Below are 14,258 nucleotides of genomic sequence, written 5' to 3' on the forward strand. Positions count from 1 at the left end.
GGGGGGGGGGGGGGGGGCGGCGGGGGGGGGGGGGGGGGCCCGGCGGCGGGCGGCGGCTCAGGCCAGGTTCGACGAGCGGGGGTACGCGTCGGCCGGGTCGGTCAGCACGTTGACCAGGTACGGCACGCCGGCGTCGAAGGCCCGGCGCAGGGCCGGCCCGAGGTCGCCGGCCTTCGCCACCGTCTCGCCCGCGCCGCCGAGGGCGCCCACCACCTGGTCGTAGCGCAGCTCCGGCTGGAGGTCGGCGGCGACGTCGTAGCCGTACATGGCGCGCATCGGGTGCTTCTCCAGGCCCCAGATGCCGTTGTTGCCGACCACGATCACCACCGGCAGCTTCTGCCGGGCGAGCGACTCCACGTCCATCAGCGAGAAACCGGCCGCGCCGTCGCCCATGAGGACGCAGATCTGCCGGTCGGGGTGGCTGACCCGGGCGCCCATCGCGTAGCCCATGCCGGTGCCGAGGCAGCCGTACGGGCCGGGGTCGAGCCAGGTGCCCGGCTGCGCGGGCTCCAGGTAGCGGCCGGCGTACGAGACGAAGTCGCCGCCGTCGCCGATGGTGATGGCGTCGCGGGCGAGGACCTTGCGCAGCTCGCCGTAGATCCGGGCGGGCCGGATCGGGTCGGTCTCGGCGGCCATCTCCTCGGCGTCGCGCGCCTTCGCGGCGTCCTCGGCGGTGCGCAGGTCGGCGATCCAGCCGGCGTGGTCGGCCCGGTCGCCGGGGTGCTCGGCCCACGCGGTGAGGACCAGGCGGAGGTCGCCGGCGGGGGCGGCGGCCGGCTGGACGTGCCCGGCGCGCTGGCTGGGCGCGTCGACGACGTGCACCACCTTCGCGTCGCCGAAGTCGCCGAAGCTGAGCCGGAAGTCGAGCGGGGTGCCGACCACCACGACCACGTCGGCGCCCTTGAGCGCCACCCGGCGGGCCTTGGCGAAGGCGAGCGGGTGCTCGGGCGGCAGCGCGCCCCGGCCCATGCCGTTGGTGAAGACCGGCACCTGGAGCGACTCGGCGGCCGCCCGCAGGGCGTCGACGGCGTCCCCGGCGTAGACGTCGGAGCCGGCGATGATCACCGGGCGGCTGGCGGCGGCGATCAGGTCGGCCGCCTTCGCCACCTCGTCCGGGTCGGGCTCGACCGGCGCGATGCCCGGCAGGGCGGGCAGCTCGGCGTCGGCGACGGAGAAGACCGCCTCCAGGGGGAGGTCGAGGAAGACCGGGCCCCGGTGCGGGGTGAGCGCGGTGGTCAGCGCCGAGGTCACCGCGCGCGGGATGTCGTCGGGGCTGAACACCGTCTCGGCGTGCTTGGTGACCGGGGCGACCAGCGGCAGGTGGTCCATCTCCTGGAGGCTGCCCGAGCCCCAGCGGAACTGCGGGGCCCGCCCGCCCAGCACCAGCACCGGCGAGGCGTTGAAGTAGGCGCTGGTCAGCCCGGAGATGCCGTTGGTGACGCCGGGGCCGGCGGTGAGCACGGCGAGACCGGGGCGGCGCTGGAGCTTCGCCACCGCCTCGGCGGCGAAGACCGCCGACTGCTCGTGCCGGACGTCGTAGATGGGGAAGCCCGTCTTGTGCGCGGCGTCGTAGAGCGGGAAGACGTGCCCGCCGGAGAGGGTGAACATCTCCCGCACCCCGTACGCGCGCAGCGCCGCGAGCGCGAGCTCCCCGCCGTGACCTTCGATCCGCTCCGTCATCGCCGCTTTCCCTTCGTCCGCATGACCGGAGTCACACGCTACTCAGCGGTAGGCAGAATGTGAACAGCTCTCGTCTCGCCGCGCGGTGGCCGGCGGGCGGGCCCGCCGGCCACGACGCCGGGTCAGCGGCCGGTGAAGTCGGGCTTGCGCTTCGCCACGAACGCCGCCATGCCCTCCCGGCGGTCCTCGGTGGCGAAGAGCGCCGCGAAGAGCTGGCTCTCCCACGCCAGGCCGGAGTTCAGGTCCATGTCCAGGCCGCCGTCCACGGCGAGCTTCGCGGCGCGCAGGGCCTGCACCGGGCCGGTGAGGTACGGCCGGACCAGCTCGACCGCGGTGTCGTAGACCTCGGCGGCCGGGGCGACCCGGTCGGCCAGCCCGATCCGCAGCGCCTCCTGGGCGTCCACCATCCGGCCGGACATGATCAGGTCCTTGGCGCGCGCCGGGCCGACCAGGCGGGCCAGCCGCTGCGTGCCGCCCGCGCCGGGGATGATGCCGAGCTTGATCTCCGGCTGGCCGAGCTTCGCGTCCTCGGCCACCACCCGCCAGTCGCACGCCAGCGCCAGCTCGCAGCCGCCGCCGAGCGCGTAGCCGATGATCGCGGCGACGACCGGCTTGGGGATCCGGGCGATCGCCCCGAGCGCGCTGGACAGGTCGGCCGCCCGGTCCGCCATGTCCACGTACGACATGTCGGCCATCTCCTTGATGTCCGCGCCGGCGGCGAAGACCTTCTCCCCGCCGTACACGATGACGGCGCGGACCCCCGGGTCGGCGGTGGCCGCCGCGGCCGCGGCGCGCAGCTCCTCCTGCACCTGGGTGTTGAGCGCGTTCATCGGCGGCCGCTCCAGGCGGATGGTGCCGATGCCGTCCTTGGTCTCCAGCCGCACGAACTCGCCCACGCTGACCCTCACTTCCTCGTCGAAGTCGCGAGCCAACCTTACGGCCCGGCCCGTTGGGGTAAGTAGTGTGGTCTCAGGCCCGCCACCGGGAGAACCGCCATGATCACTTACTACGACGACAGGTCGGTGCAGGTCACCTCCGCCGCCGTGCGCGTCGACGGCCGCACGTTCCGGCTGGCCGACATCAGCATGGTGTGGCACCGGCGCGGCAGCCGGTCGTGGCGGGTGCTCGCCGGCCGGGGCGCGATCGGCGCGGCCCTCGCCGGCCCCCTGGTTGCCGCCGCCCTCGGCATCGCGCTGGCGCTGCACCTGGACCGTTCCCTCACCGTCACCGTCGCCATCGTCGGCGCCTCGGTGCTGGTCGGGCTGGCCGTCGGGCCGGTCGCCGACTTCCTCTTCGAGCACCTGGACCGCTCGTACGCCCGCGGCAGCCGGCAACTGGAGATCTGGGCCCGCTGGCGCGGCCAGCCGGTGCGGCTGCTGTGCACCCGCGACGCGCTGCGCTTCGGGCAGGTCTACCGTGCCGTGCAGCGGGCGGTGGAGGCCGGCCAGCCGGTGTCGCCCCGCCGCCGCTAGAACTCGATCGGCTCGTCCGGCAACATGCCCAGGCCGCGCAGCAGCCCGAACAGGTCCTGCTCGCCCCAGAACCGCACGATCCGCCCCTCCGCCAGCCGGTACATCTTGCAGGTGCTCTGCACCGCCGTCGCGCCCGTGGCGTCGCGCCGATAGGTCTGCGCCAGCGACACCACGACGCGGTCGCCGGCGGCGAAGATCTCGACGATCTCCTGGTCGAGCACGGTCAGCCCCGGCGAGGCCACGGCGCCCTCGACGTGGTGGCGCCCCCGCACCTGCCGGCCGGAGCCGTAGATCCGCACGTCCTCGTCGACCACCGCGCGCAACTCCGCCAGGTCCTTGGTGACGAAGGTCCGCAGGTAGCGGCGGACCACCTCGACGTTGCGCTCCTGCTCCGTCATGACCGGCCACGGTACCCAACCGGCGCCGCCCCGCGCCGCCCCCCGCTCGCCGCCGCACGGCCCGGTCACTCCGCCAAGGGACGGGAACGGGACGCGGCACTCGCGGCCGGTCGCCCGCGAGTGGTTAGGCTTAGTGATGACCCTCTATTACCGGGACGACGCGGTGCAGGTGACCTCGGAGTCGATCCGGGTGGGAGGCCACGCCGTCGCGATCGCCGACGTGACGTACGTCTGGCACGCGCAGGGCCCGAAGACGCTGGCGGTGCGGGGGCGGGTGCTGGGGCGCGGCGTCCTGGTCCTGCTCCTGTCGCTGCCCCCGCTGGTCGCGGTCGTCTGCGTGCTCTCGTTGGCCTGGTCGGCGCAGGACCGGGGCGAGTGGCAGTTGGCGCTGGTCATCCTCGCGGCGTGCGCGGTCGGCGCGCTGGCCCTGACCCCGTTCCTGGAGATCCCGCTCGGCTGGCTCGACCGCTCCTACGAGCGGGGCAGCAAGGTGCACGAGCTCTGGGTGCAGCACCACGGCCGCGAGGTGCTGCTGTTGCGCACGCCGGACGCGCTGCGGTTCGGGCAGATCTACCGGGCGGTCCAGCGGGCGGTCGAGCGGCACACGGACCCCTGAGCCCGAACCGGCCGTCGGCCCGTGGTGGGTGCGCCGCCGGCCCGCCGCCCGTCGCGCCGCCGGCCCGTGGTGGGTGCGCCGCGGCCCGCCGCCCGTCGCGCCGCCGGCCCGCCGCCCGTCCCGTCGGGCGGTCCGGGCGCGGGGGACGCACACTTGTTGCCATGGTGATTCCCCTCCCCCGGCCCGCCGCGGTCGTCGGCCTGACCCGCTCCGCCCTCGACCAGGCCCTCGGCTCGGCGGCCTCGTTCGCCGCGGTGCCGGCCCGCGCGTTCGCCGTGCTCGACTCGGTGGAGACGCTGCTGCGCCGGGTCGACGGCGTGGTGGACCGGATCGACGGCCTCGTGGACCGGGTCGAGCAGACGCTCGACCGCACCGACCGGGTGCTCACCGACGCCGAAGCCGCGGTGCGCGAGGTGGGCGTGATCAGCGCCGCCGCGACCACCGCGATCGGGACCGCGACCGAGGTGGCGACCGCCGCGTCCGTCGTGCTCGGCGAGGTCGAGCAGGTGTCGGCCGGCGCCGCCGCGATCGTCGGCGAGGCGGACAAGGTGGCCCGCACGGCGGGCGTGGTGGTCGCCGAGGCCGAGGCGGTCGCCGGGCGGGCGGCCGGCGCCGTGGGCACGGCGGCGGAGGCGGCGGCCACCGCCGCCGAGCTGCTGACGACGTACGAGCCGGCGCTGCGCCGGGCGGCCCCCATGGCGACCCGGTTCGTCGAGCAGCTCAGCCACGAGGAGGTGACCGCCGCGATCCGCCTCGTCGACGAGCTGCCCAAGCTCCGGCAGCACCTCACGGCGGACATCCTGCCGATCCTGGCCACCCTGGACCGGGTCGGCCCGGACCTGCACGACCTGCTCGACGTCACCCGCGACCTGAAGCTCGCCGTCGCCGGCATCCCCGGGCTGGGCATGCTCCGCCGCCGGGGCGAGAAGCTCACCGACGACGTGGAGGCGTGAGCTGCCCGACGTCGGCGCACACGTCGTGCGCGGTGCCGCGCACCATCGTGACGGTCTTGTCGTACGTCGGCGTGAAGTCCACCCGGAACACCCCGTCCACCAGCCACAGGCCGCGCGGCAACGAGCCGGCGTTCTCGCGGAAGCCGAGCAGCACCGGCCCGACCACGTACCAGGTCATCGAGCCGTCCGTGCCGTGGATCACCAGCGACGTGCCGCTGGCGTCCGCCATGCTCGTCGCCCCGGTCTCCAGGTTGTTCACCCGGCTGACGAGCGCACCCGTGTACAACTCCCGCCTCGGCGCACCGCCCGGGTACGTCTCCAGCACCAGCTTGCGGACCTCGTCCACGACGGGTTCGACCCGTACGGCGAAGTCGCAGCGCGCCCCGGCGGGCAGCTCGAAGGCCTCCTGCGGCGCCGGCACCCACCCGCCGAGCCGGTCCGCCTCGGCGAGCGCGGCGGTGACCTCTGCCGGGGCCGGAGCGGGGCCCGGGGGCGCCCCGGCGACGGCGGCGGACGCCGGGGTCGCCGCGAACAGGGCGGCGCTCATGAACGCTCCGATGGTGGTTCGCCAACGCATCGTCACTCCAGGTGTTCTCGTCGGTCGGGTCGGACCAGCATCACCGGCCGCGCTGACCACGTCCTGACCGCACGGAGGCGCGCCCGAGCCCCGGCCGGCGCCGCCCCGCACGATGGCGCCGGCGAGCTCACCAGCGGCTCACCGGCCGGCACCTCCCGACGGCGGTCAGGTGGTATTAGCGGTTATGGACTTCCGACTGCTCGGCCCCTTCGAGGCGCACCAGGACGGAGCGCCGGTCGAACTCGGCAGCCGCCGTCAGGAACGGTGCATCCTCGGCGTCCTTCTCCTCGACCCGGGCCACCTGGTCAGCACCGACCGGCTCATCGACCTGCTCTGGCACGGCCGACCACCGGCCTCGGCCCGCGGCGCCGTGCACACCTACATCGGGCGGCTCCGGGCGTCGCTGTCGCCGCACCGGGTGCGGATCATCACCCGGGGCGACGGCTATCTCGTGGAACCGGACGGGCACCGGGTCGACGTCGTCGAGTTCACCGGCCTCGTCCACCGGGCCGGCGGCGCCGCAGACCCGGCCGAGCGGGTCCGGCTGCTCGACGCGGGGCTGGACCTCTGGCGGGGCTCGCTGCTCGCCGACACGGCCGACGACGAGCTGCGCGGGCGGCTGGCCGGGTCGATCGAGGAGCTTCGCCTCACCGCCGTCGAGCTGCGGGCCGAGGCACGGCTCGCACTGGGCCAGCAGGCCCGGGTGATCAGCGAGCTGACCCCGCTGGTCGCCCGGTGCCCGACCCGGGAGCGGCTCGTCGCCGCGCTGATGACCGCGCTGTACCGGGCCGGCCGGCAGGCCGACGCGCTGTTGGTGTACCGCACGACCCGGCGGACGCTGGTGACCGACCTCGGCGTCGAGCCGGGAATGCGGCTACGGGAGGTGCACCGACGGATCCTCCGCGACGACCAACGGCTCGACCGGCCCGACCGGCCGGTCTACGAGGTGCGGGTGCACGGCGAGAGCCTGCCCTGGAGCGTCGGCGGGCATCCGGCGCTGGAGTTCTGCAACACCTTCGCGGGCTGGGGCCACGAGCCGCCGCTGCCCGGCTCGGAATGGCTCCGCGGCTACCGCACCCTGGCGGTCTGGACCGGTTACGCGGGGCTCGGCGGTGAGCAGACTGCTCCAACTCTCCCGGCGGAACCCCGGCGCGGCCGCCGCCGCGCTCGACGAGGCCCGCGCGCTCCGCACCTGGTTGTACGCGTGCCTGACCGATCCCGACGACCGGCCCGCGTTCGACGCCGTGGCGCGGGCCGCCGAGGCCGCCGCCCGGACGATGGTGTTCCGGCGCGACGCCGACGGCCGGGGGCGGTGGTGGCCGGACCTCGCGGCCGGGCTGCGGCTCCCCGTGCACGTCGTCGCGTGGAGCGCCGCCGAACTGCTGGCCGACCCGCGCCGGCTCACCGTCCGCGTCTGCCCGAACGAGCGGTGCGGGTGGCTCTTCCTCGACGAGAGCGGCCTGCGCCGCTGGTGCAGCCTGGGAACCTGCGGGCGCCCGGCGGCGTGCCGGAGCGCCTGACCTCGCGGCCCGGGTCAGGCGGGCACGTAGAGCTCGTCGATCTCGGCCCGGCTGGGCAGCGCCACCGAGGCGCCGAGCCGGCGGGCGCAGGCCGCCCCGGCCGCCGCCGCCCAGCGCACGGCGTCGACCACGTCGCGACCCTCGCCCCAGGCGACCGCGAGCGCTGCGGTGAAGGCGTCCCCGGCGGCCGTGGAGTCCACCACGTCGACCTTGACCGCGGGCACGTGCACGGCGGTGCCGTCCCGGTCGCCGTACCAGGCGCCCTCCGCGCCGAGGGTGAGCACCGCCCGGGGCACCAGGTCGAGCAGGGCCCCCGGGTCGTCCCGGCCGCGCCCGGTCAGCGCCTGCGCCTCGGTCTCGTTGACCACGAGCAGGTCCGTCGCCGCGAGCAGCTCCGGGGGCACCGGCACGGCCGGGGCGGCGTTGAGCACCACCCGGGTGCCGGCCGCGCGGGCCACGGCAGCCGCCCGGGTCACCGTGCCGACCGGGATCTCCAGCTGCGCGAGCAGGACGTCCGCCTCGCGTACGGCGGTCAGCTCCGGCTCGGTGAGGTCGGTCATCGAGGCGTTCGCGCCGGGGGTGACCAGGATCGCGTTCTCCCCCTCGGCGTTGACCATCACCAGCGCCACCCCGGACGCGCCGTAGGTGGTGCGGAGGTGGCCGGCGTCGACGCCGGCGGCGGCGATCCGGGCGCGCAGGGTGACGCCGAACGCGTCGGAGCCGATCGCCCCGAGGAACGCGCAGGAGGCGCCGGCGCGGGCCGCGGCGATGGCCTGGTTGGCGCCCTTGCCGCCGGGCACCATGACGAAGCCGGCGCCGAGCAGGGTCTCCCCCGGCCGGGGCAGGGCGGGTGCGGTGCCCACCAGGTCCATGTTGGCGCTGCCCACCACGACGACCCGGGTCTGCCGCATCGCCACCTCCTCGCCACCGCCGGAACGCTGGGGCGAAGTCTAGGACCCCGGAAAGGGACCCCGTCCCGGCCCGGGACCGCCCGGGTCAGGCGGCGCGGGCGGTCCAACGGTCGCCGGAGCGCTCGACCACCAGCGGCAGCCCGAAGGTCTTGGAGAGGTTGTCCCCGGTGAGCGTGTCGCCGAGCAGCCCCTGGGCCACCACCTGACCCTCGCGCAGCAGCAGCGCGTGGGTGAAGCCGGGCGGAATCTCCTCCACGTGGTGGGTGACCAGGACCAGCGCCGGGGCGTCCGGGTCGTACGCCAGCTCGGCCAGCCGGGCCACCAGGTCCTCCCGCCCGCCCAGGTCGAGCCCGGCGGCGGGCTCGTCGAGGAGCAGCAGCTCCGGGTCGGTCATCAGCGCGCGGGCGATCTGCACCCGCTTGCGCTCGCCCTCCGAGAGGGTGCCGTAGGTGCGGTCGGCGAGGCCGCCGATGCCGAGCTGGCCTAGCAGCACGCGGGCGCGGGCCTCGTCGGAGGTGTCGTAGCTCTCCCGCCAGCGGCCGACCACCGACCAGGCCGCCGTGACGACCACGTCGCTGACCCGCTCGTCGGCGGGCACTCGCTCGGCGAGCGCCGCGGTGGAGAGGCCGATGCGGGTGCGCAGCTCGTTGACGTCGGTGCGGCCGATCCGTTCGCCGAGCACGTGGGCGGTGCCGGTCGTCGGGTGCAGCCGCCCGGCGGCGAGGTTGAGCAGTGTCGTCTTCCCGGCGCCGTTGGGGCCGAGCACCACCCAGCGCTCGTCCAGCTCGACCCGCCAGTCCATGTCGTGCAGCAGCGCCGTGCCGGCCCGGCGTACGCCGACGCCGTCGAGGCTGATCACCAGATCCGCGTCACCAGTCACCCGACCATCCAACCACGCACCGCCCAGGTGCCCCCCATGGGCGGCGTCCCGACCGTAGGGTGAGGCGCCGTGTCGTTGGTCACCACAGCCGAAGGACGGTCCATGCCGGGTCGGTACGCGGAGCCGCGCGGATGAACGCGGTCATCGAGATCGAGGGTCTGCGCAAGACCTTCCACAGCCTGCGGCAGGGTCGCCGGGTGGCCGTCGACGGGTTCGACCTCCTGGTGGGGGCCGGCCAGGTCCACGGCTTCCTCGGCCCCAACGGGTCGGGCAAGACCACCACGCTGCGCGCCCTGCTCGGGCTGGTCCGGGCGGACGCGGGCCGGATGTCGCTGTTGGGCGTGCCCTCGCCGAACGGGCTGCCCCTGGTGGCCGGGCGGGTGGGGGCGATCGTGGAGAGTCCGCAGTTCTTCGGCAACTTCACCGGCGAGCGCACCCTGCGCCTGCTCGCCCGGGCCGGCGGTGTGCCGGCCGCCCGGGTCGACGAGGTGCTGGAGCAGGTGGGCCTGCGGGACCGGGGCGACGAGCGGGTCAAGGGCTACTCGCTGGGCATGAAGCAGCGGCTGGCGGTGGCCTCCGCCCTGCTCAAGGACCCGGAGCTGCTCATCCTGGACGAGCCGGCGAACGGGCTGGACCCGGCCGGTATCCGGGAGATGCGTGACCTGATGCGCTCGCTGGCGGAGGCCGGCGTGACCGTGCTGGTCTCCAGCCACATCCTCGCCGAGATCCAGTTGATCTGCGACCACGTGACGATCATCTCGCGGGGCCGGCGGGTGGCGGCCGGGCCCGTCGACGAGGTGCTGGCCGGCTTCGACCGGCACGAACTGCTGGTGCGGGTGGACGACGTGGAGCGGGCCGTCGAGCTGCTGACCGCGACGGGGCAGGCGGCGACCGGGCACGACGACCACCTGGTGGTGAGTGGCGTGAACGACGCCACGACGGTCAGCCGCACGCTGGGCGAGGCGGGTCTCTGGGTACGCGAGCTGACCCCGATCCGCCCCGACCTGGAGAGCGCCTTCCTCGAACTGACCGGCACGGCCGCGCACCCGGCGCCGCCCCGGCAGGTGGACGACTCGGTGCTGCCCGACGGGCCCCGGGAACCGGTGATCGACCTCGACGTGCGGGGAGTGAACGCGTGAACCTGGTCCGTGCCGAGTTGGAGCGGCTCTGCGCGCGGCGCTTCGTGCAGCTCATGCTCGTCCTGCTGGTGCTCGCGTTCGGCGTCACCGCGGCGACGACCCTGGCCAACTCCCACCGGCCCAGCACGGAGGAGTTCGCCGCCGCCCAGCGGCAGGCCGCCGCGGCGCGGATCGATCTGGAGCACGCCCACCAGCGCTGCCTGGACCAGCGCGGCCTCCCGACGGCGGACGACGGGGAGGAGCGGGAGGAGCCGGAGTACTTCCCCGCCGACTGCCGCGAGGTCGACCCGGCCCTGATGGAGCGGGCGCCCGTGGCCGCCGACTTCCTCCCGGGGGTGTTCAACTTCGCCGAGCAGGCCCGGCCGCTGCTCTACTTCCTGATCGCCTTCCTGGCGCTCTTCGGGCTGTTGGTCGGCGCGTCCTACATCGGCGCCGACCTGAACTCCGGCGGTGTGGTCAACCTGCTGCTCTGGCGGCCCCAACGGATGACCGTGCTCGGCGTCAAGCTGGGCGCGCTGCTCGGCGCGATGGCGCTGCTGTCGGTGCTCGCCTCGGCGGCGTACCTCGGGACGTTCTGGCTGATCGGCCGGCTCGCCGGGCAGCCGGGGTGGCTCGACGGGGCGTTCTGGCGGTCGCTGGGCGTGTTCTGGGGACGCGGCGTGCTGCTGGCGCTGGCGTTCGCAACGGTCGGGTTCGCCATCGCCACCCTGGGGCGGCACACCTCGGCGGCGCTCGGCGCCGTCGCCGGGTACCTCGTGGTGTGGGAACTGGGGGCCCGGCTGGTGATGGAGATGCTGGACGTGCTCAAGGTGAACCGGTACATGCTCTCCAGCCACGTGGTCGCCTGGTTGGACGGCCGGATCGAGTTCTGGGACTACCGGTCGTGCCCGCCCGGCCCCGGCAGCTCGTGCGACAGCTCCTACGTCCTGACCTGGCAGTCGTCGCTGTTCCTGCTGCTCGGGCTGACGGGCGCGCTGACCGCCGCAGCCTTCGTGGCGTTCCGCCGCCGCGACCTGATGTGAGGCTCTGACCGGCGGGCCGGGATACGGCAACACCTTGCAACAGCAGGGCTGGCGATGAAATATTCCTTCACATGACGCGCGGTGGCCCGAGTCCCCGCCAGCCCGGCCCGGCGGGGACCGCCACGCGGTCCGTGCCGGCGGGTGAGCGGCTCCGGTCAGCCGACCGTCGAGCCGAAGACCTCGTCGCGCACCGCGTCCAGCGCCGTGCGCAGCGCGCCGCGCAGGATCGGCTCCTCGGTCAGCCCGGTCGGCACCACCCGGGGACGGACCAGCGTGATCGCCGCGACCTCGTGCTGCACCCGCTCGGCCAGCGCCGCCCCGCCGGCCTGGCCGACCTCGCCGGCCAGCACCACCAGGGGCGGGTCCAGCACCACGCAGGTACTCGCCACGCCGAGCGCCAGCCGGCGGGCCACCTCGTCGAGCATCGGGCCGCCGGCCGTACCGTCGGCGACCGCCGCCCGCACCGCGGCGGCGGCGCTGTCGTCCGGGTAGCCGTGCGCGCGGGCCAGCTCGCGGACCGCGTCCGCGCCGATCAGCTGCTGGAACGCCGGCTTCGCCCGGCGCGAGACGTCGCGCGGGATGGGTGCCCCGGGCACCGGCAGGTAGCCGATCTCGCCGGCGGCGCCGCTGCTGCCGTGGTGCAGCCGGCTGCCCAGCACGATCGCCAGGCCCACGCCGGCGCCGACCCAGACCAGCACGAAGTCGGTCAGCCCCCGCGCCGCGCCCGACTGCGCCTCGGCGACGGCGGCCAGGTTGACGTCGTTCTCGAAGACCACCGGGGTGTGCAGGTCGTCCCGGAGGGCGGCGAGCAGCCCGCTGTGCCAGCGCGGCAGGTTGAACGCGAAGGTGATGTCGCCGGTGCCCGGGTCGACCAGGCCGGGGGTGCCCAGCACGATCCGCCGTACGCTCGACAGCTGCGCCCCGGCGCTGCTCGCGGCCTGCACCACCGCGTTGTGCACCACGCCGACCGGGTCGTCGGTGTCGCGGGTCGACTGCTCGACGCGGCCGATCACCGCGCCGGTGATGTCCGCGCAGGCGGCCACCACCCGGTCGGCCCCGACGTCCACCCCGACCACGTGCGCGCTGCCCGGCCGTACGGCGTAGAGCTGGGCGTTCGGCCCGCGCCCGCCGGCCTGCTCGCCGACCCGGGTGACCAGGCCGCGCTCCTCCAGCCGCTCGACGAGCTGGGACGCGGTGACCTTGGACAGCCCGGTCAACTCGCCGAGCCGGGCCCGGGTGAGCGGCCCCTGCTCCAGCAGCAGCTCCAGCGCCGCGCGGTCGTTGAGCGCCCGCAACAGACGGGGGGTGCCGGGCAGCCGGGTCGAACTCATGCCACGTCCTCTAGTTTTGTTAAACCTTGCTAACTGTAAACGGACCTGCAATCGGGGTAGCCGTAGCGTATCGGCCGCCCCGGATCGGGGCGCTCGGCCGACCCGGCAGGTCGGCGACCGCCGCCGGTACGACATCCGTGCCGTCGGGCACCGAAAGGGGAAGATCACGTGGGGCTCGATCCAGGACTGCGCCGGCTCGCACTCGGCACGCTGCTCGCCGCGTATCCGGGGCCGGTCCCCCCGGACTGGGCGGTCGACCTGGTGGCCGAGGGGCTCGCCGGGCACACCCTGTTCGGCACCAACGTCCACGACCCGGGGCAGGTGGCGGCCAGCACGGCGGCCCTGCGGGCGGGCCGGTCGGACGTGCTCGTCGCGATCGACGAGGAGGGCGGCGACGTCACCCGGCTGGCGCACGCCACCGGCAGCCCGTACCCGGGCAACGCCGCGCTCGGCGCGATCGACGATGTGGCGCTGACCCGCCGGGTCTACGAGGCCATCGGCGCGGAGCTGGCCGGGCTCGGCATCACCGTCGACCTCGCGCCCACCGTGGACGTCAACACCGCCGACGAGAACCCCGTGATCGGCACCCGGTCGTTCGGCGCCGACCCGGTGCGGGTCGCCGCGCACTCCGCCGCCGCGGTGGCCGGCCTCCAGGCCGCCGGGGTGGCCGCCTGCGCCAAGCACTTCCCGGGGCACGGCGCGACGGTCGCCGACTCCCACTACGAGCTGCCCACCGTGGACGTGCCGCTCGACGTGCTGCGCGAGCGCGACCTGCCGCCCTTCGCCGCGGTCGTGGCGGCCGGCGCGCAGGCCGTGATGACCGCGCACATCCGGGTGCCGGCGCTGACCGGCGACGGGCCCGCCACGTTCAGCCGGGCGGTCCTGGTCGACCTGCTGCGCCGCGAGTACGGCTTCACCGGCGCCGTCATCACCGACGCGCTGGAGATGAAGGGCGCCGCGGTGGCCGCCGGCGGGGTGGGCCCGGCCGCCGTACGGGCCCTCGCCGCCGGCGCCGACCTGCTCTGCATCGGGGCCCAGGTCGACGCCGAACTGGTCGAGCGGGTGGTCGAGGAGATCGTCGGGGCGCTCGCCGACGGCCGCCTGGAGCGGGCCCGGGTCGAGGAGGCCGCCGGCCGCGTCGCGGCGCTCGCGGCCTGGACCCGGACCACCGGCGCGACCCCGGCCACCCCCACCGCGCTCGGGTACGCCGCCGCGCGGCGCGCCGTCCGCGTGGAGGGCGAGCTGCCCGCGCTGGGCCGTCCGCTGGTGGTCCAGTTGCACACCGCCTCGACCATCGCCGAGGGGCGGGTGCCGTGGGGCCTGGGCCCGCACCTCGACGGCGTGCAGGAGCTGCGGGTGGTCGCCGACGAGACCGACGCGGCCGACCTGCGCCGGCTCGCCGGGGACCGGCCGATCGTGCTGGTCGGGCGGCACCTGCACCGCCTGCCGGGCGGCCCCGAACTGGTGGCCGCGCTGGCCGCCGCGCACCCGGTGACCGTGGTCGAGATGGGCTGGCCGGCGCGGTGGCGGCCGGCGGGCGTACGGGCGTTCGTCACCACGTACGGCGCGAGCCACGCCAACGGCCGGGCGGCGGCCGAGGTGCTCGGCCTGGCCGGCTGACACCGGCCCCGCCACCGGGCGCGGCGAACCGCCCGGGGTCGCCGCGCCCGGGGCGCGCCCGGCCGGCGACCCATCCCCTGCGCCCCGGGCGGGTTTGGCGGAGCGGACGGGGGGTATGGGACGGGGATGTCCGCGCACG

The 14,258-nt window shown here is 75.5% G+C and carries 14 protein-coding genes and 1 pseudogene; 8 read left to right on the forward strand and 7 right to left on the reverse strand.

The features are described 5' to 3' along the window. Positions 1-57: 57 nt before the first annotated feature. Positions 58-1,680, reverse strand: coding sequence for an acetolactate synthase (locus ACWENR_RS25225; protein WP_452279445.1), 1,623 nt, complete (start codon positions 1,678-1,680; stop codon positions 58-60). Positions 1,681-1,802: 122 nt separating this feature from the next. After that, entirely contained in the window at positions 1,803-2,576 is a 774-nt protein-coding gene (locus tag ACWENR_RS25230) for an enoyl-CoA hydratase-related protein (protein WP_452279446.1), read from the reverse strand. Positions 2,577-2,675: 99 nt separating this feature from the next. On the opposite strand from ACWENR_RS25230, the gene ACWENR_RS25235 reads away from it, so the two are divergent. Next, positions 2,676-3,152, forward strand: coding sequence for a DUF6232 family protein (locus tag ACWENR_RS25235; RefSeq protein WP_452279447.1), 477 nt, complete (start codon positions 2,676-2,678; stop codon positions 3,150-3,152). On the opposite strand, the gene ACWENR_RS25240 is transcribed toward ACWENR_RS25235, so the two are convergent. Beyond that, positions 3,149-3,550 carry a nuclear transport factor 2 family protein gene (locus tag ACWENR_RS25240; RefSeq protein WP_452279448.1) on the reverse strand — a complete coding sequence of 134 codons (402 nt, stop codon included), beginning with the start codon at positions 3,548-3,550 and terminating at the stop codon, positions 3,149-3,151. The genes ACWENR_RS25235 and ACWENR_RS25240 overlap by 4 nt on opposite strands. A 136-nt stretch (positions 3,551-3,686) precedes the next feature. On the opposite strand from ACWENR_RS25240, the gene ACWENR_RS25245 reads away from it, so the two are divergent. Then, positions 3,687-4,166 carry a DUF6232 family protein gene (locus ACWENR_RS25245; protein ID WP_436689237.1) on the forward strand — a complete coding sequence of 160 codons (480 nt, stop codon included), beginning with the start codon at positions 3,687-3,689 and terminating at the stop codon, positions 4,164-4,166. A gap of 161 nt (positions 4,167-4,327) precedes the next feature. Then, positions 4,328-5,119 carry a hypothetical protein gene (locus tag ACWENR_RS25250; protein ID WP_452279449.1) on the forward strand — a complete coding sequence of 264 codons (792 nt, stop codon included), beginning with the start codon at positions 4,328-4,330 and terminating at the stop codon, positions 5,117-5,119. Here the strand turns inward: ACWENR_RS25250 and ACWENR_RS25255 are convergent. Further along, entirely contained in the window at positions 5,097-5,666 is a 570-nt protein-coding gene (locus ACWENR_RS25255) for a hypothetical protein (RefSeq protein WP_452279450.1), read from the reverse strand. The two genes, ACWENR_RS25250 and ACWENR_RS25255, sit on opposite strands and share 23 nt — an antisense overlap. Positions 5,667-5,880: 214 nt before the next feature. On the opposite strand from ACWENR_RS25255, the pseudogene ACWENR_RS25260 reads away from it, so the two are divergent. Then, positions 5,881-6,537 (forward strand): annotated as a pseudogene (locus ACWENR_RS25260) (AfsR/SARP family transcriptional regulator); the annotation flags it as partial. Between the two features lie 271 nt (positions 6,538-6,808). Then, positions 6,809-7,216 (forward strand): ABATE domain-containing protein, encoded by a 408-nt coding sequence (locus tag ACWENR_RS25265; RefSeq protein WP_452279451.1) that lies wholly within the window; start codon positions 6,809-6,811, stop codon positions 7,214-7,216. A gap of 14 nt (positions 7,217-7,230) precedes the next feature. Here ACWENR_RS25265 and ACWENR_RS25270 read toward each other — a convergent pair whose 3' ends face one another. Both ACWENR_RS25270 and ACWENR_RS25275 read right to left on the reverse strand, forming a co-directional pair. After that, positions 7,231-8,127, reverse strand: a complete 897-nt coding sequence (locus ACWENR_RS25270) for a ribokinase (protein WP_452279452.1) — start codon at positions 8,125-8,127, stop codon at positions 7,231-7,233. 85 nt (positions 8,128-8,212) lie between these two features. Next, positions 8,213-9,034 (reverse strand): ABC transporter ATP-binding protein, encoded by an 822-nt coding sequence (locus tag ACWENR_RS25275; protein WP_452279457.1) that lies wholly within the window; start codon positions 9,032-9,034, stop codon positions 8,213-8,215. A 104-nt stretch (positions 9,035-9,138) separates the two neighbouring features. Here ACWENR_RS25275 and ACWENR_RS25280 point away from each other — a divergent pair, with 104 nt between their 5' ends. Then, positions 9,139-10,146, forward strand: coding sequence for an ABC transporter ATP-binding protein (locus ACWENR_RS25280; protein WP_452279453.1), 1,008 nt, complete (start codon positions 9,139-9,141; stop codon positions 10,144-10,146). Then, the gene (locus ACWENR_RS25285; protein WP_452279454.1) at positions 10,143-11,168 is read left to right on the forward strand and encodes an ABC transporter permease subunit; all 1,026 of its coding nucleotides are present in this window, start codon (positions 10,143-10,145) and stop codon (positions 11,166-11,168) included. The genes ACWENR_RS25280 and ACWENR_RS25285 overlap by 4 nt, the downstream gene beginning before the upstream one ends. A 155-nt stretch (positions 11,169-11,323) precedes the next feature. Here ACWENR_RS25285 and ACWENR_RS25290 read toward each other — a convergent pair whose 3' ends face one another. After that, positions 11,324-12,499, reverse strand: a complete 1,176-nt coding sequence (locus ACWENR_RS25290; protein ID WP_452279455.1) for an ROK family transcriptional regulator — start codon at positions 12,497-12,499, stop codon at positions 11,324-11,326. Between the two features lie 168 nt (positions 12,500-12,667). Between ACWENR_RS25290 and ACWENR_RS25295 the strand changes: the two genes are divergently transcribed. Further along, complete coding sequence (locus ACWENR_RS25295; protein ID WP_452279456.1) at positions 12,668-14,119, forward strand: glycoside hydrolase family 3 N-terminal domain-containing protein; 1,452 nt, start codon at positions 12,668-12,670, stop codon at positions 14,117-14,119. Positions 14,120-14,258: the final 139 nt, after the last annotated feature.

This window comes from Micromonospora sp. NPDC004336, from assembly GCF_053602615.1.